The following is a 22405-nucleotide window of genomic DNA, read 5'->3' on the forward strand; positions in this document are numbered from 1 at the left end:
TATGTTTCACGAAACATAAAATACTTAAAAGCAAATGGTTACTCAGAAAATCTCTCTCTTCTAAATTTTAAATATTTAAATCGCGGTGTTTTATTGCCTGTATTGGTAATTGCTTTAAATATTGCGGTCGTTACGAACTTATACGCTCCTGCCCTATTTTTAGAAATAATGCAATTGCTTTTACTTGGCGTTCTAACGGTGCTTTTCAAAAATCAATGGTCTGGAGTTTCAATGCGAAACTGGCTACTTTTATTGGCATTATTCTTTGCTTTGTGCTTTTTGGATTTGTTTATTACAATCGGATTGTTACAACGTTTTGCCTTTGTTGCGATTAATATTTTAGGAATCCGTTACGGTTTGGTTCAAATTAAAACACTTAAAGAAGAACTTTATATAAAAGGCTTTTTTAAATGGGCAAGTATCATTTTTATTGGCTTAAATGGATTGTCAATTTTATATAATTTATTTGGAAGAGTTTCTCTTTCTAACATGTTAAGCCTTACCGCTTTTATTTCACTTACTCAAATTGTAGCTTTAAGTGTTCTTTTAAAGATTATTTTAGAAATTATTCTACTTCAAATTTATACTACTAGAGTTAAAAGAGGAATTGAAAAAATGTTTGATTATGAAAGCTTATCAGACAATCTTAAAAAACCTTTTATCATTGTAATTAGCTACATGTGGCTTATTGTAATTGCCTCTAATTTGAATATTTGGGAATCTCTTCGCGCTTCTTTAACCAAGTTGTTAAGTCATCCAAATACAATCGGAAGCATTACGTTTACACTTGGAAATATCGTTTTATTCTTTATTATAATCTGGGCAGCACATTTATTACAAAAATATGTAGCTTATTTCTTTGGTGAAATTGACGATGAAAACGAAGAAAACATCAATAAAAGACAACATTCTAAATTACTTATTACAAGATTAGTAGTTTTAATAAGTGGTTATCTTTTGGCTGTTGCAGCATCTGGAATGCCTTTGGATAAGTTAAGTATTTTGTTAGGAGCTTTGGGTGTTGGTGTCGGACTTGGACTTCAGAATATTGTAAGCAATTTTGTTTCGGGAATCATCTTGATTTTTGACAAACCTATCCAGATTGGTGATGTCGTAGAAATTAGTTCCGAATCTGGTCGTGTAAAATCGATGGGACTAAGAACAACTAAAATTAATGCTCCAAATGGTGCGGAAATAATTATTCCGAATGGTAATTTATTATCTCAAAATATTACGAATTGGACCTACACAGATAACTTTAAGTTGGTTGAAATTAACTTTGAAATCAATGGAGAAACGATACCAGAAGAAATTAATACAATCGTAAACGAAACACTTGCAAATCTTCCGTTGGTAAACAATTCTAAACCATCGCAAATATATTACAGTTCAATTTCTGATGGAAAATATAAACTTTTAATAAAGTTCTGGTGCAGTATTTACAGAACAGAAGAAACAATTAGTTTGGCTCGACAAGAACTGTATGTAAGTTTCAAAAATAAAGGTTTGACTTTTTCAAGCTAAAAGGAAGTAAAATCTTTAAAATAATTAAAGCCTGAAAGAAGAGATTCGATTCTCTTTTTTCAGGCTTTTTCTTTTTGATCTATTTTTCATTCTAAAGAAATCAAGTTCTATAGTTTTTTTTATTCTTATAGTTTCTTCAACGCGTAATATAACAAAATAAATTTTTAACAGTATGATTTGAATCATGTTTTGAAAGAAATGATGATAATACATTTACCCTATTAAAATTATATGCTTAAAAGCATTTCCAAACAAACATTTTATTAGGATTATAAAGATGGATAAGAACTTTCTAATACAAGAAATAACCCGATTGAAACAGGAAAAAAATGCTGTAATTCTGGCTCATTATTATCAAGATGAAGACATTCAGGATATAGCAGATTTTATCGGAGACAGTCTTGAATTATCTAAAAAAGCTCAAAACACCAATGCAGATATTATCGTTTTTGCTGGAGTTCATTTCATGGCGGAAACTGCTAAAATATTAAATCCAAACAAAAAAGTTTTATTACCCGATTGGGAAGCCGGCTGCTCACTAGCTGACGGTTGTAATCCAGAAGATTTTAAAGCATTTAAAGAACAACATCCCGATCACACCGTTGTCACTTACATCAATTGTTCTGCCGAAATAAAAGCGATGAGTGATTTGGTTTGCACTTCGGCGAATGCAAAAAAAATAATCGGGTCAATACCAGCTGAAAACAAAATCATATTTGCTCCAGATGAAAATTTAGGTAATTATATTCAAAAGGAAACCAAACGTGAACTCGTCTTATGGAAAGGCTCTTGCGTGGTACATGAAGCCTTTTCATTAGACAAACTAATAGAAATCTACAATAAAAATCCGAACGCAAAAATTGCAGCTCATCCCGAGTCGGAAACTCATATTTTAAAAGCAGCACATTATATAGGCTCAACTTCGGGTATTATTAATTTCATTAAAACGGATCCTGCTGCCGTTTTCATTGTGGCTACAGAAGCCGGTATCTTGCACGAGCTCTCCAAAGCGGTACCAAACAAAACGCTGATTCCGGCTCCTTCCACAGAAGACAACAGTTGTGCTTGCAGCGAATGTGCTTTTATGAAAATGAATACTTTGGAAAAACTGTATTTGTGTCTAAAAAATGAAAGTCCAGAAATGCAAATTACAGAAAAACTGAGAATTGAGGCCTTAAAACCTATCGAAAGAATGCTTGAATTATCATGAAAAACGCCATAACTCTAAATCAAAATAACATGCTTACAACAGATATATTAATCATCGGTTCTGGTATTTCGGGTTTATTTTTTGCTATGAAAACGGCACAAAAACGTCCTGATTTATCTATTGTTATAATGACTAAAGAAACTGCCAAAAACACCAATACGCAACTAGCTCAAGGCGGAATTGCAGTGGTGACCGACCTTATAAAAGACAGTTTTAATAAACACATTCACGATACGCTTCGTTCGGGAGGTGGTTTGTGCGATAAAGAAATTGTGAACATGGTCATCAAACAAGCTCCTGACAGACTTCAAGAACTAATTGAAATCGGAACTTCTTTTGACAAAGATGAAAAAGGAAAATGGAATTTAGGATTAGAAGGCGGGCACTCACAACACAGAATATTACATCATAAAGACAGCTCCGGATTGGAAATTGAGCGAAAACTGCTTAAAATAATCAAGAAGATGCCAAACATTGAACTTTGGGAAAATCATATGGTTATTGACTTGAACACCGAAACCAAGAAGAATAAAACGACTTGTACCGGAGCTTTCTTTTATGAAAAAAAACACAACAAAATAAAATACATCAGAACTAGAGCCACAGTATTAAGTACCGGAGGATGTGGTCAACTTTTTGAAAACACCACCAATCCTAAAATTGCAACAGGCGACGGACTAGCGATGGCAGCACGTGCAGGAGCAGAAATTGTAGATATGCAGTATATACAGTTTCACCCAACTGCTTTGTTTTGCGGTAAAGAGAATCCGTTGTTTTTGATTTCTGAGGCAGTAAGAGGTTTTGGTGCTCATATTGTAAATGACGAAGGCAAAAGATTCTTGTTTAAATACGATATCAGAGGTGAATTGGCTACACGAGATATGGTTTCAGATGCTATCAGCAGAGAACTACAATTGAGTGGAAAAGATCATGTTTACTTGGATTGCAGACATTTAAACCAAGCTGATTTTTATTCTAATTTCCCAATAATTGCAGCGCATTGCAATAACTTAGGAATACAGCCTGAAAAAGACTTAATTCCAGTTGTTCCTGCTGCTCATTATCAATGTGGCGGAATTAAAGTAGACCAAAACAGTGCAACAGCAATTCCGAATCTGTATGCTATTGGCGAATGTTCCCGAACTGGACTTCATGGAAAAAACCGTCTTGCATCTAACTCTCTTTTAGAGGCTTTGGTATTTGCACATCAGGCTTCAGAACATGTGGAGCGAACAATTGCTGGATTTACTTTTTCGAATAGAATCTTGATTCCGAAGTTTCCAAAAACCGAACAAGCCAACGATTATTATGCTTTCGATATTCTAAAAAAAGAATTGCAAAAACTGGTAACAGCGTTTTATACCAGTGAAGAACGAGATGCTGATTTGGCTTTCGAAAAAATAAAAATGCTTAACAATAGTGCAATCGCCCTTATAGAAACTCATGAAATTACCATTCCGTTTATAGAATTTTCAAATATGCTTGCAGTTTCTTTAATCATTATCAAACAATGTAAAGCTACAAACAAAGAAATGTGCTGAAACCAATAAATTAATTGATATACCCCTATCCACTATGAAACTAACAAACAAAACTACAATTGGTGAAATCGTAGCAGATGATTTCAGAACAGCGGCAATTTTCACAAAATATCATATTGATTTTTGCTGTAAAGGTTATCGAACTATTGAAGAAGTCTGCAAAAAAAGAGATATAGACGAAAATGTTCTAATTGAGCATATTGAAAAAGCAAAAAACAGTTCGGCCAACCAGTCTTTTGATTATAAAACCTGGTCTGCAGATATGATTACAGATTATATTACTAAAACGCATCATAAATATGTAGAAGAAAAAGCGCCAATAATCATTCAGTACTTAACAAAATTATGCGGTGTACACGGGCCGATACATCCGGAACTGCATGAAATACATACCATTTTTACGAAGTCGGTTTTAGATTTAACAGCGCATATGAAAAGAGAAGAACTGGTACTTTTTCCTTTTATAAAAAAAATGAAAATAGCACAAAGCAAAGGAACGTCACTTGAAACTCCTTCTTTTTTTAGTATTGAAAATCCGATTGCAAAACTAAAAGAAGATCACATAGCAGAGGGAGAACGTTTTAGGAGAATTGCTGCTTTAACCAATAATTACACACCACCAAACGAATCCTGTAATACTTATAAAGCAGCATTTGCCATGCTGGAAGAATTTGACAAAGATTTAAAAAAACACATTCATATAGAGAATAATATTTTATTCCCAAAAGCAATTGAATTGGAAAAAACTTTTGAAAAAGTGCTGTAAATAAAATAACTATGGAGAAATATGTGATCAAACGTAATGGAGATTATAAACCTTTTGAGGCTTATAAAATTCAGGATGCCATTCAAAAAGCTTTTCAGAGTGTCAATAAAAATGTAGATAAAAAGATCTTCAAAATTGTACTTTCTGGTTTAGAAGTCAAATATTCCTGGCCTGTAGAAGAAATTCAGGATATGATTGAAAGAGTGCTTTTTGAAAATGGTTATTTCCAAACCATGCGTTCGTTTATTATTTATCGTCATACTCGAAAATTACAGCGAGAACATATTAATGGTTTAAACGATGATACTACTTACATAGATAGTACACAAACGGTTGAAGAATACATCAACCAATCGGACTGGCGAATCAATGCGAACGCAAATATTTCGTACTCAAACGCCGGACTTGTTAGTAATACCGCAGGAAAAGTGATAGCCAATTACTGGCTTGATAAAATATACAATAAAGAAGAAGGTTCTGCTCATAGGAATGGCGACATACACATTCATGATTTGGATTGTCTTACCGGATACTGCGCTGGTTGGAGCCTTCGTGTGCTATTAAATGAAGGTTTTAATGGCGTGCGAGGCCGTGTCGAGAGCAGACCTCCTTCTCATTTTAGAGAAGCATTAGGTCAAATGGCTAATTTTCTAGGAATTTTGCAAAGCGAATGGGCAGGCGCTCAGGCTTTCAGTTCTTTTGATACTTATTTGGCGCCTTATGTTTTTAAAGATCAGCTTTCTTATGAAGAAGTTTTAAAAGGAATCAGAAGTTTTGTTTACAATCTGAATGTACCTGCACGCTGGGGACAATCGCCTTTCACCAATATTACTTTGGACTGGAATGTTCCCGAAGATTTAAAACAACAGATTCCGACTCAAAACGATCAGCATTTATTTTTGGATATAGACGATCAAAATCTGATTCTGGAAGCCCAAAACAGAGGCGCTCAAAAATTAATAGATTTAAAATATGCCGATTTTCAAAAGGAAATGAACTTGATCAATAAGGCGTATTATACCATTATGACCGAAGGAGATGCCAATGGACAACCATTTACCTTTCCGATTCCGACCGTAAATATTACAGAAGATTTTGATTGGGAAGGCGAAAACGTGAATTTGTTATTTGAAAACACAGCCAAAATTGGTTCTTCTTATTTTCAGAATTTCATTGGAAGTCAATACATTTTGGATGAAAAAGGAAATCGAATTGAAAATCCGGAAGCATACAAACCCAACGCTGTTCGAAGTATGTGCTGCAGATTACAACTTGATTTAAGAGAATTATTAAAACGTGGAAATGGTCTTTTTGGAAGTGCAGAAATGACAGGTAGTATTGGCGTTGTAACGATTAATATGGCGCGTTTAGGTTATTTGCATAGAGGAAATATCATCAATTTGTTTTCGCATTTAGATGAATTATTAAACATCGCCAAATCGACTTTAGAGAAGAAAAGAATTTTTATTCAGCAAATGTACGAGCGCGGACTTTATCCTTACACCCAACGTTATTTGAAACATTTTAGAAATCACTTTTCTACAATCGGTGTAAACGGAATGAATGAAATGGTGATTAATTTCACTGAAGGAAAGCAGAATATTACATGTAATTCGGGAATTCATTTTGCAACAGAAATTCTCGATTACATTCGATTGCGAATGAAAGAGTTTCAGGAAGAAACGGGAAATCTATACAATCTGGAAGCAACTCCAGCAGAAGGAACTACGTATCGTTTTGCCAAAGAAGACAAAAAGCGTTTTCCAGAAATTTTACAAGCTGGGAATAATGAAAATATATACTATACCAATAGTTCACAAATTCCGGTAGATCATACCGACGATCCTTTTGAAGCTTTATTGCTTCAGGATGAACTACAATGCAAATATACTGGTGGTACAGTTTTGCACCTTTACATGAGAGAAAAAATAAGCAGTCCAGAAGCTTGTAAAAACTTTGTCAAAAAAGTTTTAACCAACTTTAAACTGCCTTACATAACGGTTACACCAATTTTTAGCATCTGCCCTATTCACGGCTATCTTAACGGAGAACATGAATATTGTCCGAAATGCGACGAAATTTTACTCAATAAAAACAATCAGAAACACTTGGCTTATGAAAACAAAAACGCATAAAATTCTAGCAGAGAATAAAGCACAAAGAAGTAAATGTTTGGTTTACACACGCGTAATGGGTTATCACAGACCTGTAGAAAGTTTTAACATTGGAAAAAAAGGGGAACACCAGCAACGTACACATTTCGAAGAAACCATCATCTATTAAAGGAATATTTAGCCTCACGCCTTTTACTTTATTAGATTATCCGCATAAAACGGCCTGCATAGTGTGGTTTGCGGGCTGTAACATGCGGTGTTTATACTGCTACAATCCGGACATTGTTTTAGGGAAAGGAAACATTGATTTTAAAGAAGTGCTCTCTTTTCTAAAAACCAGAAAAGGATTATTAGACGGAGTGGTTTTAAGCGGTGGCGAATGTACTTTACACAAAAATATAATTGATTTTATAAAAGAAATCAAAGCAATGGGATTTGCGGTAAAAATAGATACCAATGGTTCTAACCCAAAAATATTGAACAGCCTGATTCATGATCAATTAATTGATTATGTTGCGTTAGATTTCAAAAGTCTTCCTCATACCTTTAAACACCTAACGCAATCAGGCTTATTTTTAGAATTTGAAGAAAGTCTTTCGCTTTTAATTCAGTCCGATTTTCCTTTTGAAGTCCGAACGACTTTTCATTCTTCGTTAATTTCGGAAAATGATTTTGTGAAGATGATCGAATATCTGGAGAATAAAAATTTTGAGGGAAATTATTATGTACAGCATTTTATGAATAACGTTCCAACACTTTCAAAACTAGACGATTCGAATAAAAAAATACAGATGAAGGATTTTTCAACCTCAAAAATAAAAGTTATTTTTAGAGAGTGAAATTTAAAATGAATATGTTATGACCTTACATCATTTTGTACTAATAATTCACCTATTAGCGGCAACAATTTGGGTTGGCGGACATTTACTTTTAGCTATTTGTTATCTGCCAACTGCATTTAAGAAAAGAGATCCTAAGATTATTTTAAATTTTGAAAAGAAATTCGAAGCGCTAGGAATGTCTTCTCTTGTTTTGCTGATCATGTCTGGAACTTGGATGGCGTATGATTTTGGCGTTACTTTGAAAACTTGGTTTAATTTTAATAGCGGATTTGAAGCAGTAATCTCATTAAAACTGATTTTACTTTTCTGCACTTTTATCTGTGCGCTCTATGCTCAATTTGTTGTCATTCCTAATCTTAATAAGAACAATATTTACAGAATTGCCATAATTATTTTAACGGTTACTTCAATTGGAGTTGCAATGCTAATTTTAGGATCGACATTGCGTTATGGCGGCATTTAGATTAACTCAACTAACTGATTTTTAATGTAAGCGCAGTTCTGAAAGTTTTTGGGATTGCGTTTTTTTGTTAATTAGCCTTCATTCGTTTTTTAAATACGATTTCCTAGGAGCCTGAGGTCCTTCAGATATAGATGTTGTATCAATTATTATTTTAAATTTTCCAAAATTATTTTTTATAAATACTGGATTGTCATAAATTTTAGGTTTCCCGTAAAAAAATAAATTAATCGTATCATTTACAAAAGTGACATTTTTTATATTAGTAGAGCTAACAATTGTATCCTCTTTATCATTTTTAGTATTATATAACAACACATAATCTGCACTTGTAGAAACAACATTTGAATAATAGAACCACTCAATATTTTTATCATCTACTTTTATCTCTTTCAAATATAGACGATCCTTTTTATCTGCTTTAGTAACACAACCTAAAATAATAATATATATTAAAATTGAAATCTTCTTCATTCTGCATTATTTTTAGTAAACCAACATCTCTTTTACTCAAACCAACCACTCACTAACCAATTTTCGATACGTTTCTCCAATTGGCAAAGCCACGCCGCTAGTCATTACAATCTGATTTCCATCAATAACTTTTATTTTATTTTTTGGAATAATATACGAACGATGAATTCTAATAAACTGATTCGATGGCAATTTCTCCAAAATATCTTTCATGTTTTCTAAAGCCATGATTTTCTCCTCGTTCGTATGAATGCGGATATAATCTCGTAAACCTTCAATATATAAAATGTTGTCTAAAGCAATTTTATAATGCTTTCGGTCTGCTTTTACAAATAGAAAATCATCTCCTGATTTTTCATTGACTTGAAAAGTTTCTTGCCAACGAATGAATTTCTCCACACTTTGATAAAATCGATTAAACGTAATCGGTTTCAACAAATAATCAATTACATGAAACTGAAATGCTTCTAAAGCATATTGCGGATAAGCTGAGGTAATTATAAAATTATATTTCTGATTGAACATCTGCATCAATTCAATTCCTGTTAATTGTGGCATTTGAATATCAATAAAAATCAAATCAACCGATTCTGTATTTAGAACTTCAATTGCTTTAAAAACATCGCTATCAGCATATAAAACATTTAATCTTGAAACTTTAGAAGCATAATCGGCAATTAATTTTACAGCAAAAGGTTCGTCGTCTAGAATGATGCAGTTTATTTTTTTATTCATTTTAAATCTATTTCAAGTTCGGCTGTAAAGTGGTTTTCGTCGTTTGTGATTTTTAATTGATGCTTTTTAGGATAATGAATTTCAAGACGTTTCTGTAAATTATCCAATCCGATGCCGCCCAATTTGTCTTTTTTCTGTGTTCCAATTTTATTCTTCACTTTAAAATTCAACTGATTTTCCGAAACTTTCAATTCGATATTTATCGGTTCAGCATTTGAAACTTCTCCATGTTTTAAAGCATTTTCAACCAAAGGCGATAAAATGTATGGCGGAATTTCTTCAAACTCATTTTTAATTTCGACCTTAAAATCAACAGAAAAATTCTCCTGATGTCTCAATTCTTCGAGTTCAATATACGCTTTTATATAATCGACTTCATCTGCTAATCTGATCTTTTCTTTCTGCGATTCATAAGTTGTAAAACGCATAATTTTGCTTAATTTATCAATTGCCGTCAATGACTTATCAGACTGAAAATAAACCATTGAATAGATGTTATTTAAAGTATTAAATACAAAGTGCGGATTAATCTGAGCCTTCAAAAATTTGATTTCGGTATTCTTATTTTCTTCTAAAATAAGCTTGTTGTATTCTAAAAGACGAATTGAATAAATTACAAACCAAAGAAACGAACTCAAAATAATACTCATACTACTGTAATGAAGATTATCGAGCATATAATTGGCAAAATCAGTTGTAGTATAATTGACACGATCAAATAAAATTTTGGTTATAACCTGCTCAATTATCCATCTTAAAAAAGTAAAAACCAAATAAGAAACAAAAGCTCCTGCCAAAAGTTTTTTCCAACTAAAGGATTTGAAAACCTGTTTCATTACAATCAAATAATGAAAATAAAATGTCATTATAAAAACAATAAAATAAGTGCAAATGAATAAATCGGGAATAGAAAAAGACTTCGCTCCTATCGGATTTTTCACGAAAGTGAAATAAGAAATTAAAAGCCAATAAATAAGATGAATTGCGGCTTCGAGCCTTTTGGTAATAGTGCCTTTGTACATTCGGTTTGATTTTAAAACAAAGATATACATTCGGGAAAAAGCATTTTAACGGGTTTGCAGATTAATCGAAGGGGTTTGTCGATAAAAGTGGTTTTTAGGTTTTAATTCTAACAGTTTTGTCCTGTAATTAATTTTTAAACCATGAACAAAATCATTTTCGTATCCGTCTTATTTCTATTTCAAATTAACGTATTTGCCCAACAATTTTCTGTAAAAGGCAAAATTATCAATCAGAATAAAACGCCACTGGAATTTGCAACAGCAACTTTATTAAAAGCAGATAAAACTTTATATCAACAAGCTTCTACAGACAATTTGGGGAATTTTATATTGAATGCAAAAGAAGGAAATTATCAATTAATCATAGAGCAATTTGGAACTGAATTCAGTAATAAAACAATCTTAATAGATCAAAATATTGATTTAGGATATTTGGAAGTAAAAGAACAAATTCAGCTTGATGGTGTTACGATCAAATCGAGAAAAAAATTGGTAGAACAGAAAGTTGATCGATTGGTTTTTAATGTAGAAAATTCTGTTACTACAACTGGCGGAACGGCTTTGGATGCTTTAAAATCTACACCAACTGTTCGAGTTCAGAATGAGACGATTTCAATTGTTGGAAAAGGTGAAGTTTTGGTGATGATTGACGATCGTTTAAACAAAATGACGCAGGAAGATTTGGCTGCTTTCCTAAAATCGATTCCCGCAGATAACATTAAAAGTATTGAAGTAATCACCACGCCACCAGCTAAATATGAAGCGGAAGGAAACAGCGGTTTAATTAATATAAAATTGAAAACGGCTAAAGCCAATTCATGGAATGCAAATTTTGGTGCTTCTTATGTGCAAAGAAGTCATGCAAGCAGAAACCTAAACGGATTGTTTCTTTACAATTATAATAAATTGTCGCTTCAAGCCTTCATTAATACAGGAAAAGATCAATTTCGAACGACTTCTGAGAACCGAATTTATTATCCAAATGAATTATGGAAACAGAATATTACAACCAAATCAAAAACAGATTTATTGAGCATAGGTTTTGGTGCCGATTATAAATTGACTGAAAAATGGACTTCTGGAGTAAAATATTTAGGAAGTTTTAATGACAGAAATGCAACAAATAATCCCTTGACAACTCGTTATAGTACTTCTGGCGAAATCAATTCTTATATTTTGTCTGATGTGAATTCGCAGAATAAACCGCAAATGAATTCTCTAAACTGGAATAACGTTTTTGAATTAAGCAAAGAAGGTCAAAACATTACGGCAGATTTAGATTATTTCAATTATCAAAAAGATGATTCTCGAGTGTTTTCAGGAAATGAAATGGATGATCAAAAAGAAAATATTCCGGGAACTTATTTCGCCGCAATTAATTCCAATATAAATAGATTAAAAAATTATTCGGCAAAAATAGATGTCTCACTTCCTTATTCGTGGGCGAATATTAGCTTTGGCGGAAAGGGATTTTATACCAATACCAAAAACAATTTAGCTGTTTTTGACAATGAAACTGGAACTCCAACTCTAAACATAGATTACTCTAATGTATTCACTTACAAAGAATACAACGAAGCATTATATTTTTCTGCGAATAAAAAATTAAACCAAAAATGGGAAACGCAACTGGGTTTAAGAGCCGAAGCAACGCAAACAGAAGGTTATTCTGAAAATCTAAATCAAACCAATAAAAACAATTACATCAAGTTATTTCCAACAGCTTATGTGACGTACAACGCGAACGATAACAATTCGTATTCTTTAAATTACAGCAGAAGAATCCGCAGACCTGATTTTGATTATTTGAATCCGTTTGTGATTAGAACTAGTCCGTTTTATTATTCTGAAGGAAATCCGTTTTTGAAACCTTCTATTATTGATAATTTTGAGTTTTCCTATATCAAAAATCAAAAATGGGTAAATAAGGTTTATTTCTCGCAAGTTTCTGATTTCGGACAAGAATTAGCGATTATCGATCCTGAAACGAATATCACGAAAAGTACGCCAATCAACTACGCAGACACCTATCAAATCGGATTTTCAACCTACTATAATTTCAATAAATATTCTTGGTGGAACAGTTTTATGGGATTTAATGCAAACTATCAAAATGTAAAATCAAGAACCAACCTAATCGCTTCTGTAGATGGTTACAACGGTTATATTTATAGCAATAACGATTTTACAGTAAATCAGTCAAAAAGCATTTTTTTGGGTTTAAATTATGGTTTGCAATTGCCAGGACGTTATCAGGTTTTTAATATTTCGACTTTGAATATTTTAGATGTTTCAGTGAAATTCTTGGCTTTAAAAAAGAGTCTTTCGATTACTTTAACTGCCGAAGATTTATTAAATGCGCAAAAACCACTAATTTCTTACTACTCAAACGGAATTAAAAACACCATGAGAAATTACAATGATTCTAGAGCTTTCAGAATTGCTTTGAGTTACAAATTCGGAAACCAAAATGTAAAATCTAAAGAGCGAAATTTTGGAAATGAAGAGGAAAGAAATCGAGCAAATTAATGTATAAAATAATTATGGAAATAAATTGACATAGCCCAAGGTTTCAATCTTGGAGATGCAAACAGAAAAGATTCCCTTTGCGTACCCAAGGTTGAAACCTTGGGCTATGTTTTATTTAGAAGATTTATAAAAGTACTTAGTTAACCTTAGAACCTTAGCATCTCAGAACCTTACAAAAGAACCTTACAATGCTCCAAAAGTCTTTCTGTATTTTTCCATTACTGTTTTAAATAAATCTTTATTAGAGGGCGGTGAAAGCACAATAGCTCTAGAACCAGAATCAATGGATTCTTGAATGCTTTCTAAGTTTTTACCTCCAGTCGCCATTATAGGAAAATCGGGGAATTTGTCTTTAATTTCTTTTACTATTTTATTAGTATGAGCGCCTCCAGAAACATGAAAAACATTTACTCCAGCTTCAATTTTCCCTTTTAAGAAATTATAATCAGAAGTCGTTACTGTTGCTATAATTGGAATAGAGACTTTTTCTCTTATTTTTTTGACGTCTTTATTTTCGAATGGAATATTTACAATGATTCCATGTGCGCCCATTTGCTCAGCATAAATCGCCATTTCTAGCGATTTTTTTCCTTTTGTTGTTCCGCCTCCAACACCACATACAATTGGTTTTCCTGCAAAATCAATAAGTGTTTTGATAATTTTTGGCGATGGCGGAAACGGATACACTGCCAAAATTGCGTCGGCATCGTTATTTTCTATAAGTGCCATATCTGTAGAAAAAAGAAATGATTTTAAATTTTCGTTTTTCAACAACAAACCTTGACAATTTTCACCAATCATTTCTGGTGTTGTCAGTGCTTTATTAACTGGTTTTTCTCTTCGAAATAATCTTTCCCAAAAGGAAACTTTCTTTTTGCTTCCCCAAAATGATTCTGAAATTAAATTGATTTCCATGGTCGTTAATTTTTGCATTATGACCAAATTTAGTACACTAAAATTTATTCTTTTTATAAAATCAAGCTTAAAATTTACATCTTGTAATGAGTTGAGGGAAATTTGTAGTGAAATTCAAAAAAGCACTTTCAAGCTTTATTAATTGATAACTAACTGCCAGGTTATGCCATCGTCTTCATTGAAAAACGGACAAAGAATTTTTACTTTTTCTTCTTTTTCATTTAGTAAATACCAATCAGCACTATCGATCAAATCTATAAATTGGTTTGCTTCTTCAAGTATTGCATCTTCATCATCACCTGTCTCGCCATTTTCTAAATAAATACTATATCGAATGGAATGCTTAATAAAATTAGCAAGATGAATATTCTCTTCTGACGATCCGTTTAAAAAATCAGCATTAAACAAAATATCACCTGAACTTCTCATATCCCAATTCGTTTCGGTCAATGATCCGATGTGGATTTCTTTCCAAAATAATTCAAAATTTTTCATTTCTTACTTTTAAAATTTTATCCTTAAAATCTATTCAATAAAAACGTAAAGTCATTTCATGACTTCTTTTTCAAAATCAAATTTAACATAAGCATAGCAATAATTAATCGTTATTTCGAACTAAAATACGTTGTGAATGCCGACAATCTTTACTATTTTTATAAAATCGTGTGGTATTCGAGCCATACTGTTTAATGTTTTATAAAAGAAAGAATTAGAATGAACAACGACAAAAAACTTAAAGCTGTCGCTTTCGGAGAAGTACTTTGGGATATTTTTGGTAATATCAAAAAAATTGGTGGAGCACCTTTAAACGTAGCACTTCGCATGAAAGCTTTAGGAGCCGATGTTAATATGATAAGCTGTGTTGGTAACGATCAAGATGGTGAAGCGATAATAAATGAAGTACAAAAATTAGGCTTAGATACAGAAACTATCCTTAAATCGGATAATTTTCCAACAGGATTAGTAAATGTAACTTTAGACGAAAATAAATCGGCTACTTATGAAATTATGTATCCATCTGCTTGGGATAAAATTATTTTAAATGAAGCCGCCATACAATCTGTTGAAAATGCCGATGTTGTAATTTACGGAAGTTTAGTCTGTCGTGATGAAGTTTCTAGAAAAGCATTAGAAAAATTACTAGATACCAAAGCTTACAAAGTTTTTGATGTTAATTTAAGAAAGCCTCACTATACTTATGAAATTCTAAAACAGTTGATGCAGTCTGCCAATTTTATCAAGTTTAATGATGAAGAAATATTAGAAATTGGTCAAGCGTTAAATTCACCTCATAAAACTTTGGAAGACAATATGCATTTTATCGCTTCTCTAACCAATGCTGAAGCTATTTGTGTTACAAGAGGAAAAGACGGTGCTTTATTACTTTGGAATAATAAACTTTATGAAAATACAGGTTATGTAGTAAAAGTCGAAGATACTGTTGGTGCTGGAGATTCCTTTTTAGGCGCTTTGGTTACTTCACTTTTAACGGGCAAAGAACCGCAGCAAGCTTTAAATTTTGCTTGTGCAACGGGCGCTTTGGTCGCTGGTTCTTCTGGAGCAAATCCTGAAATTCTTTTGTCTAGAATAAATGATCTCATTAATAAGAACTAATTATAATTTCAAAATTTTAAAAAGCCTGATGTAACGAAATATCAGGCTTTTTTATAGTTATTACATGAAGTTTTTCCTGCAAACATGGGAAATATGTAAATTTAAAATGGAATTATTTCTTCCTAATCCCTAGGAGCGCTGTAAATTGCAAATCCAAATAAAATAAGGAAGAATGATGAAAAAACTACGAATTTCACTTATCAATATACACGGACTTTTAAAAGGTTCTGGTCTAGAAATCGGACGAGATGCTGATAACGGAGGCCAGACCAAATACATTTACGAATTAGCCGAATTTTTATCACAGCATGAAGATGTAGAACACGTTCATCTTTTTACCCGATTAATTGATGATCCTTCGCTTTCGCCCGAATATGCAGTTCCTGTTGAGATTATAAATGAGAAATTAGACATAAGGCGTATTCCGTTTCTAGGGAAAAAATACAAAGCTAAAGAACAGCTTTGGGAAGGTTTGGATACTTTTGTAAACGGTGTGGTACAACACATTAAACAACACAATATTTTTCCCGATTGGATTCACTCACATTATGGAGATGCTGGTTACGCCGCCGCCGAATTGTCTTCCATCTTAAATGTACCTTTCGCTCATACGGGACATTCCTTAGGTTTCTACAAAAAGAAGAAATTAATCGAAAGTGGTGAAAACGAAGAAGAACTCGAAAAAAAGTTCAAATTTAAAACCAGAATTGCTGCCGAAGAAAAAACACTAGAACTCGCAGAATTCATTGTTACTTCTACCGAACAGGAAATTGAAACCTACAAAGCGTATAAAAATTTCGAATTAGCAAAATACCACGCCATTTCTCCTGGAATTGATACCAGAAAATTTGTTCCTTACTATTTTCAAGAAACCGATTCTGAAAAAAACATGGAAGAAATACAACGAAAATACTGGGTTTCAGAAACCATTTCGAAATTTCTTACCAATCCGCATAAACCTATTATTCTGGCCCTTTCGAGACCTGATCGTCATAAAAACTTGAATACTTTAATTGAAGTTTACGGAAAAGACAAAGAACTGCAAAGCATTGCTAATTTGGTCATTTTTGCTGGTATTAGAAAAGACATTGCCAAAATGCCAGAATCAGAAAAAAATGTTCTGACTGATTTGCTGCTGTTAATGGATAAATACGATTTGTATGGTAAAATGGCACTTCCGAAAAAGCATGATGTTGAAAATGAAGTTTCGATTATTTACCGTTATGCGGCCGAAAAAAGAGGTGTTTTTGTGAATTTAGCTTTGCACGAAAACTTCGGCTTGACCGTGATCGAATCGGCTAGTTCGGGACTTCCGGTTGTCGTGACAAAAAATGGCGGACCATCAGAAATTATTCCCGTTTGTCAAAATGGAGAATTGGTTGATCCTCAACAGGAAAATCAAATAAAGAAAGCACTTCGAAATATTTTGACAGATGAAAACCAATGGAAATATTACTCTAATAATGGCGCCATTAATATTCAGAAATACTACAGCTGGGTAAGTCACGTTAATCACTATGTAGAATTGGTTAATGAAAATTTATCTCTTTCTTCTGGTGCTGGAATCAAAAAACAGCATTATCCAAATATCAATATCAGCCGATTAAAAAGAAATATCGATCACTTATTAGTTTCCGATATTGACGGAACTTTAATTGAACCGAAATTGTCCAATCCAGGTTTAAAAGAATTAAAAACACATCTTATCAATCGTACCGATAAAATGGCTTTTGCTTTGGCTTCTGGCCGAAATTTAGAGTTGGTCAAAAAAGTGATTGAAGAAGAAGAATTTCCTCTCCCCGATTTCATTATTTGTTCTGTTGGAACGGAGATTTATTATACCAACGGAAAAGATTATATCCTAGACAAAGGCTGGGCAAAATTCTTGTCTGGAAGATGGAAAAGAGACGATATTGTCAATCGTTTAAAAGCAGTAAAATGGATAAAACTTCAGGAAGATGAAGCACAGAATCCTTATAAAATCTCTTATTACTACGAAAAAGAACATTACGACCACGAAGAATTAATTCGGGTTTTAGGTAATAGCTGGTATAAAGTAAATATCATTCCAAGTCACGGACAGTTTTTAGACTTTATTCCAAAAAGAGCTTCTAAAGGAAATGCTATCAAATTTTTATGCCGAAAATGGTCTATACCGCTTTCAAATGTGATTGCGGCGGGAGATTCTGGAAATGATGTCGACATGTTTAGAGGTCCTGTAAAAGGAATTATCGTAGGCAACAGAAGTTCGGAACTTTTGGCTTATGAAACAACCAAAAGTATTTATGTAGCCAAAACAGCGGCTTCAGCAGGGATTTTAGAAGGTTTAAAGCACTATAAAATCATTAAATAATTTAAAAAATCTAACACATAGAAACATAGATTTTCACTTTAAAAAGAATACAAAAAAGAAACTTGTTTCTAACACATAGTTTTACGTTTACCGTTCAGATAACTTTGTCAAAGTTTTGAACTTTGACAAAGTTTAAAACTTATGGCGCTATGTGAATTGATGTGAGTGAAACGCCTTTTTTTAGGTTTTTAAAACTATGTTTCTATGTGTTTAAAATTCATATTAACACATTAAAATAAATAATAAAATGTATTCAGGTTCAGGATTTAGTAATTGGGAAATTGGAGATGTTGATGTATTTATAGATGAAAAAGGAATTCATCATTTATTTCATTTAATTATTCCCAATCACGATTATATTGCTCATGCAGTATCAAAAGATGGTCTTTCGTGGAAAAGAGTCAAAAACGCTTTATTTGTGGGCGATCCAGGAGAATGGGACGACGATATGTTGTGGACCATGCATGTCAGCAAAAGATCAGAAGGCGAAGGCTATGAAATGTACTACACAGGACTTAAACGTCAAGATAAAGGAATTGAGCAAAAAGTGGGACGAGCCATTTCATCCGATTTATTAACTTGGAAAAAAGAAAATTTATACGGACTTCCTTTTAAAAGTGAAGCACCGCATTACGAAGGAAAAAATAACAATCCCAGAGAATGGATTAGTTTTCGAGATCCGTTTAAATACCAATATAAAAACGAAGATTATTTATTGATTTGTGCCCGAAGCGCTTCGGGACCAACATATCGAAGAGGCTGTATTGGCGTTGCAAAGAGAGAAAAAGAAGGTTATGTTTTGCAAAAACCGCTTCATATTCCGTACGTGTATGATGATGTAGAATGTCCTTGCGTTTTTGAAATTAAAGGAAGCCATTATTTATTAGGATCCATTCGTGAAGATATTAAAGTCCGTTACTGGTCTTCATCTGAATTTAGAGGAGAATATTCGGCTTTCCATAATAATGTATTGCTGCCGCAGGGAAATTATGCTGCAAGAGTGGTAAAAGACGGGAAACATTTTTTGTTGTACAACTTCTACTTTGCAGATGGAAATGTCAACACACACCGCGTAATGCCGCCACCAAAAGAACTCGATACCGATAAAAGTGGCCGACTTCGTTTGAAGACTTATTATTACTGGGAAAAATTGTATCAGAAAACAATTCTTCAAAAAGATTTACCACAGCCTATGCCGATTTTAGGAAATCCAACAGCCGAATTTGTTTTGGAAAATGAAAATAAATGGCGTTTTGGCTGTCGAAGCGGTTATGAAATTTACGGCTTTGAAAAACCTTCAAGTGATTTTGTCTGGGAAGGAACTTTTTCTGTTGAAGGAATGGGAAAAACAGGCTTTGTAATTGAATGCGACAAAGAAGGAACAGGTTATTATATTTCGATTGATTTTATGAATGGCTTTGTACAGTTCAGAGCTTGGGGTTTTAATGAAAAGGATGTCAAGAATAATTTTATCTTTGAAAACATTCAAACCAATCAGTTTGAAATTAGTGACGAGAAACAAATTTCTTTTAAGATTATCCGTTACGGAAATTATTACGAGCTTTCAATCAATGAAATCGTAAAACTGACTTTGCTTGATTTTAAATACAACGAAGGAAAAGTCGGAATTTATGTTTGTTCGGCCGTTATTTCGATTAGCGATTCTAAAATTCATGTTATTCCAGAACCTGAAAACGAATATGCTGCTTCAGATCCTGAAAAATACAATAATGAATTACAGCCGAATTCTGTGGTTTGATCTTTTTTCAATATCAATGACATTTTTAATGATAAATTCAAATTCAAATTCAACTTTAATTAAATCCTTATGAATACTCGATTCTATAAAATATTTGTTGCATTCTTTTTTTTACTGACTTTTAATTTATCTCATGCACAGCAGAATGACGCAGCAAAATGTCGTTATACTAAAACCAATTATGGTTATCTGATGGTGCTTCGCGAAGGTGATAATGTTTTAGAATTGATTGAAAAATTGGCGAAAGAACAAAATATTCCGTCAGCCAATTTTACTGGAATTGGTTTTGCACAAGATGCTACTTTTGGTTTTTATGATTTTGGTGAAAAGAAATTTCATCCCAAAACCTTCAATAAAGTGGAAATGGGAAGCATTACTGGTTCTATCGCTTGGAGTGGCGACAAACCGTCTATCCACATGCATGGCGTTGCAACCGATAATAAATTTGATGCTTATGGCGGTCATATTTTAGGATTGAAAGTTGGAACGGGTTCTATGGAAATTTATATAACAGTAAATTCAGAAAAATTAGAAAGAAAAGTAGAACAGCCTTTGAATGCTAATGTCTTGCAATTGCCTTGTTTAAAATAGATTATGACTAAAAAATCAACTTTGTCAAAGTTTAAAACTTTGACAAAGTTCAACCTCAATTTTGGTTAATACAACTGTTTTTATTTTGAAAGATTAAACCTATATTGGCATTCCAAACTAATACTAAGAAAATGCCACAAAATCCTTCCCCCGAAGAAGTAAAAAAAATCTTCGAAACCTATTTTACAGCCGATATGAACATCTGGACAGGATTCTCAGAAAAAATTAAAGTACGAAAATTTGAAAAATCAGAAATCATAAAAGATTATAATGGGATCGAAAGATATCTCAACATTGTCATCAAAGGTTCGGCGGGATTATTTGTTTGGGATGGCAAAAGGAATATTTGCATTAATCTGCTTTATGAAAGGAGTTTCATCAGCGATTACATGTCTTTTTTAAAACAACAGCCTTCGGTTATTAAGACAGAAGCTTTGGAAGATCTTATTTTATGGTCTATTTCTCATGCCGATTTAAATGAATTGTACCAAAGATCTGAAACAGGTCTACGAATCGGAAAAGCGATTTCTGAAATGCTTTACATCAGAAAACAACAAGAACAGATAAATCTATTAACTCTTTCTCCTCAGGAACGATATGTAAAACTTATCGAATCTAGACCTGAAATTTTTCAAAGAACACCACTAAAAATCATTGCTTCTTATCTTGGATTAACGGCAGAAAGTTTGAGTCGTATTCGAAAAAGAGTTACCGAAAAATGATTTCTTACCCAAAGTCAATTTTATTTTCATTTTCCCGCGCTAAGTTTGCTTCACTAAACCAAACAAAATATAAACGATGAAAAATAAAATCAACTTTGGAGCAATTGTAGTGTATTATGTAATTGCAGTAATCTGTAGATATGTTGCTGTTAAAACCAATTTATTGGCGAGTGTAGAAAATCCCTATTTAGTTATTCTGCTTCGCGGCGTTGGGCCTGCTTTAGGCGCTCTTGCAGCAATCAAAATATTCTCGCTTGATAATCCAATGTCTTTAAAAGGAATTTATAAAAACGCTTTAGTTCCGTTTGCAGTTTATTGGCTGCTTCCAGCTTTTTTAATTGCTGGGGTTTATTACTTTATAATTGGTAAATTCCCAATTTTATTAATGTTTACTGTTTTAGTTTACGGACTTTTGGAAGAAATTGGATGGCGTGGCTTTTTACAAGAACAATTAAAATCGCTTCCTAAATTTACTTCCATTTTAATCATTGCAGTGCTTTGGTTTGCTTGGCATTTAAACTTTGATATGACATCAAGCAACATGATTTTCTTCGGAATTATCTTTTTTGGTTCATGGGGAATCGGAAAAGTTTTTACTTCTACAGGTTCTTTATTAGCGGTAGCGGGAGTTCACTCTTTAAACAATTTCTTCCGTAACGGTCTTCATGATACAGAACTTACTTTGATTATCGTTTTATTGGTAATTTGGGTTGGCTTTATTATTCTTTATAATAGAAAATTCAAACCTCAAGTAAATCCAGCTTAAACTAGAAGTTTTAAATATTTTATATAAAAAAACTGCACGAATTCGTTATGGTTCGTGCAGTTTTTGTTTTTAATTCAATCGTTCTGTAGTTTCCATTCTTAAACAATGCTCACTTCCCAAATAAAGTGGATTTCCATGTTTTTCTGACCAAAATCCGTCCAAGACATCTTTGGTAACGCATCTATAGACCGCAACACCTTTATAGGTTTTATTGTCGTCACCTTTGTAACTAAAATTAATGACTAAAATATTGTCTTTAAAAAAACCTGTCCCTTTTTGTTTGGAATTATTGATATTCCAATCTGCTTTTATCCTGTTATTTTGATCTAAAGTCAGCGTCAAAACACCTTTATAAGTGATCTCATTACTTTCGTCTTGATTACTTCCCGAAATAGAATAAGTGCCTACTAAATCTTGTACTGTCATTATTTGAATACTGCTATTTTTCGGCAAAAGTAAAAATTATCT

At 32.8% G+C, this 22405-nt stretch carries 21 protein-coding genes; 15 read left to right on the forward strand and 6 right to left on the reverse strand.

The window, feature by feature from the left end; translation table 11 throughout:
- The 8 genes from VGE71_RS11520 to VGE71_RS11555 form a co-directional block, all read left to right on the forward strand.
- Positions 1-1524, forward strand: a 1524-nt coding sequence (locus VGE71_RS11520; protein ID WP_331138461.1) for a mechanosensitive ion channel family protein, incomplete at its 5' end; no start/stop codon positions are given.
- Positions 1525-1801: 277 nt separating this feature from the next.
- Positions 1802-2734: a quinolinate synthase NadA gene (gene nadA, locus VGE71_RS11525; protein WP_331138462.1), complete on the forward strand. Its 933-nt coding sequence runs from the start codon at positions 1802-1804 to the stop codon at positions 2732-2734.
- A 29-nt stretch (positions 2735-2763) separates the two neighbouring features.
- Positions 2764-4275, forward strand: a complete 1512-nt coding sequence (gene nadB / locus VGE71_RS11530) for an L-aspartate oxidase (protein ID WP_331138463.1) — start codon at positions 2764-2766, stop codon at positions 4273-4275.
- 34 nt (positions 4276-4309) lie between these two features.
- Complete coding sequence (gene ric / locus VGE71_RS11535) at positions 4310-5041, forward strand: iron-sulfur cluster repair di-iron protein (RefSeq protein WP_331138464.1); 732 nt, start codon at positions 4310-4312, stop codon at positions 5039-5041.
- Positions 5042-5052: 11 nt separating this feature from the next.
- Positions 5053-7176 (forward strand): ribonucleoside triphosphate reductase, encoded by a 2124-nt coding sequence (locus VGE71_RS11540; RefSeq protein ID WP_331138465.1) that lies wholly within the window; start codon positions 5053-5055, stop codon positions 7174-7176.
- Positions 7157-7324, forward strand: coding sequence for an anaerobic ribonucleoside-triphosphate reductase (nrdD, locus tag VGE71_RS11545; protein ID WP_186296537.1), 168 nt, complete (start codon positions 7157-7159; stop codon positions 7322-7324). The genes VGE71_RS11540 and nrdD overlap by 20 nt, the downstream gene beginning before the upstream one ends.
- Before the next feature lie 4 nt (positions 7325-7328).
- A complete protein-coding gene (locus VGE71_RS11550; RefSeq protein WP_331138493.1) occupies positions 7329-7994 on the forward strand; it encodes an anaerobic ribonucleoside-triphosphate reductase activating protein in 666 nt (221 codons plus the stop codon).
- Positions 7995-8013: 19 nt separating this feature from the next.
- Complete coding sequence (locus VGE71_RS11555; RefSeq protein ID WP_331138466.1) at positions 8014-8460, forward strand: copper resistance protein CopD; 447 nt, start codon at positions 8014-8016, stop codon at positions 8458-8460.
- A 78-nt stretch (positions 8461-8538) separates the two neighbouring features.
- On the opposite strand, the gene VGE71_RS11560 is transcribed toward VGE71_RS11555, so the two are convergent.
- Genes VGE71_RS11560 through VGE71_RS11570 form a run of 3 tightly spaced genes read right to left on the reverse strand, consistent with a single transcriptional unit; the run spans position 8539 to position 10688 of the window.
- Positions 8539-8931: a hypothetical protein gene (locus tag VGE71_RS11560; RefSeq protein WP_331138467.1), complete on the reverse strand. Its 393-nt coding sequence runs from the start codon at positions 8929-8931 to the stop codon at positions 8539-8541.
- 36 nt (positions 8932-8967) lie between these two features.
- The gene (locus VGE71_RS11565; protein WP_331138468.1) at positions 8968-9666 is read right to left on the reverse strand and encodes a LytTR family DNA-binding domain-containing protein; all 699 of its coding nucleotides are present in this window, start codon (positions 9664-9666) and stop codon (positions 8968-8970) included.
- Positions 9663-10688: a sensor histidine kinase gene (locus VGE71_RS11570; protein ID WP_331138469.1), complete on the reverse strand. Its 1026-nt coding sequence runs from the start codon at positions 10686-10688 to the stop codon at positions 9663-9665. Before VGE71_RS11570 ends, VGE71_RS11565 begins: the two co-directional genes overlap by 4 nt.
- A gap of 141 nt (positions 10689-10829) precedes the next feature.
- Here VGE71_RS11570 and VGE71_RS11575 point away from each other — a divergent pair, with 141 nt between their 5' ends.
- On the forward strand, positions 10830-13217 hold the full coding sequence (locus VGE71_RS11575) for a TonB-dependent receptor (RefSeq protein ID WP_331138470.1): 2388 nt from the start codon (positions 10830-10832) through the stop codon (positions 13215-13217).
- A 183-nt stretch (positions 13218-13400) separates the two neighbouring features.
- Here VGE71_RS11575 and VGE71_RS11580 read toward each other — a convergent pair whose 3' ends face one another.
- A complete protein-coding gene (locus VGE71_RS11580; protein ID WP_331138471.1) occupies positions 13401-14132 on the reverse strand; it encodes a hypothetical protein in 732 nt (243 codons plus the stop codon).
- Positions 14133-14270: 138 nt separating this feature from the next.
- Positions 14271-14627, reverse strand: a complete 357-nt coding sequence (locus VGE71_RS11585; protein ID WP_331138472.1) for a hypothetical protein — start codon at positions 14625-14627, stop codon at positions 14271-14273.
- Between the two features lie 219 nt (positions 14628-14846).
- Between VGE71_RS11585 and VGE71_RS11590 the strand changes: the two genes are divergently transcribed.
- The 6 genes from VGE71_RS11590 to VGE71_RS11615 all read left to right on the forward strand — a co-directional run bounded on the left by VGE71_RS11590 (position 14847) and on the right by VGE71_RS11615 (position 21937).
- Positions 14847-15746, forward strand: a complete 900-nt coding sequence (locus tag VGE71_RS11590; RefSeq protein ID WP_331138473.1) for a carbohydrate kinase — start codon at positions 14847-14849, stop codon at positions 15744-15746.
- Positions 15747-15918: 172 nt separating this feature from the next.
- A complete protein-coding gene (locus tag VGE71_RS11595) occupies positions 15919-18099 on the forward strand; it encodes an HAD-IIB family hydrolase (protein ID WP_331138474.1) in 2181 nt (726 codons plus the stop codon).
- 247 nt (positions 18100-18346) lie between these two features.
- On the forward strand, positions 18347-19858 hold the full coding sequence (locus tag VGE71_RS11600; RefSeq protein ID WP_331138475.1) for a glycosyl hydrolase family 32: 1512 nt from the start codon (positions 18347-18349) through the stop codon (positions 19856-19858).
- 69 nt (positions 19859-19927) lie between these two features.
- Positions 19928-20449: a PPC domain-containing DNA-binding protein gene (locus VGE71_RS11605; RefSeq protein ID WP_331138476.1), complete on the forward strand. Its 522-nt coding sequence runs from the start codon at positions 19928-19930 to the stop codon at positions 20447-20449.
- Between the two features lie 131 nt (positions 20450-20580).
- Positions 20581-21171, forward strand: coding sequence for a Crp/Fnr family transcriptional regulator (locus VGE71_RS11610; RefSeq protein ID WP_331138477.1), 591 nt, complete (start codon positions 20581-20583; stop codon positions 21169-21171).
- A gap of 76 nt (positions 21172-21247) precedes the next feature.
- Positions 21248-21937: a CPBP family intramembrane glutamic endopeptidase gene (locus VGE71_RS11615; protein WP_331138478.1), complete on the forward strand. Its 690-nt coding sequence runs from the start codon at positions 21248-21250 to the stop codon at positions 21935-21937.
- 69 nt (positions 21938-22006) lie between these two features.
- Here VGE71_RS11615 and VGE71_RS11620 read toward each other — a convergent pair whose 3' ends face one another.
- Complete coding sequence (locus VGE71_RS11620) at positions 22007-22363, reverse strand: hypothetical protein (RefSeq protein ID WP_331138479.1); 357 nt, start codon at positions 22361-22363, stop codon at positions 22007-22009.
- Positions 22364-22405 lie beyond the last annotated feature (42 nt).

It is taken from the genome of Flavobacterium sp. (genome assembly GCF_036405015.1).
Classification (GTDB): domain Bacteria; phylum Bacteroidota; class Bacteroidia; order Flavobacteriales; family Flavobacteriaceae; genus Flavobacterium.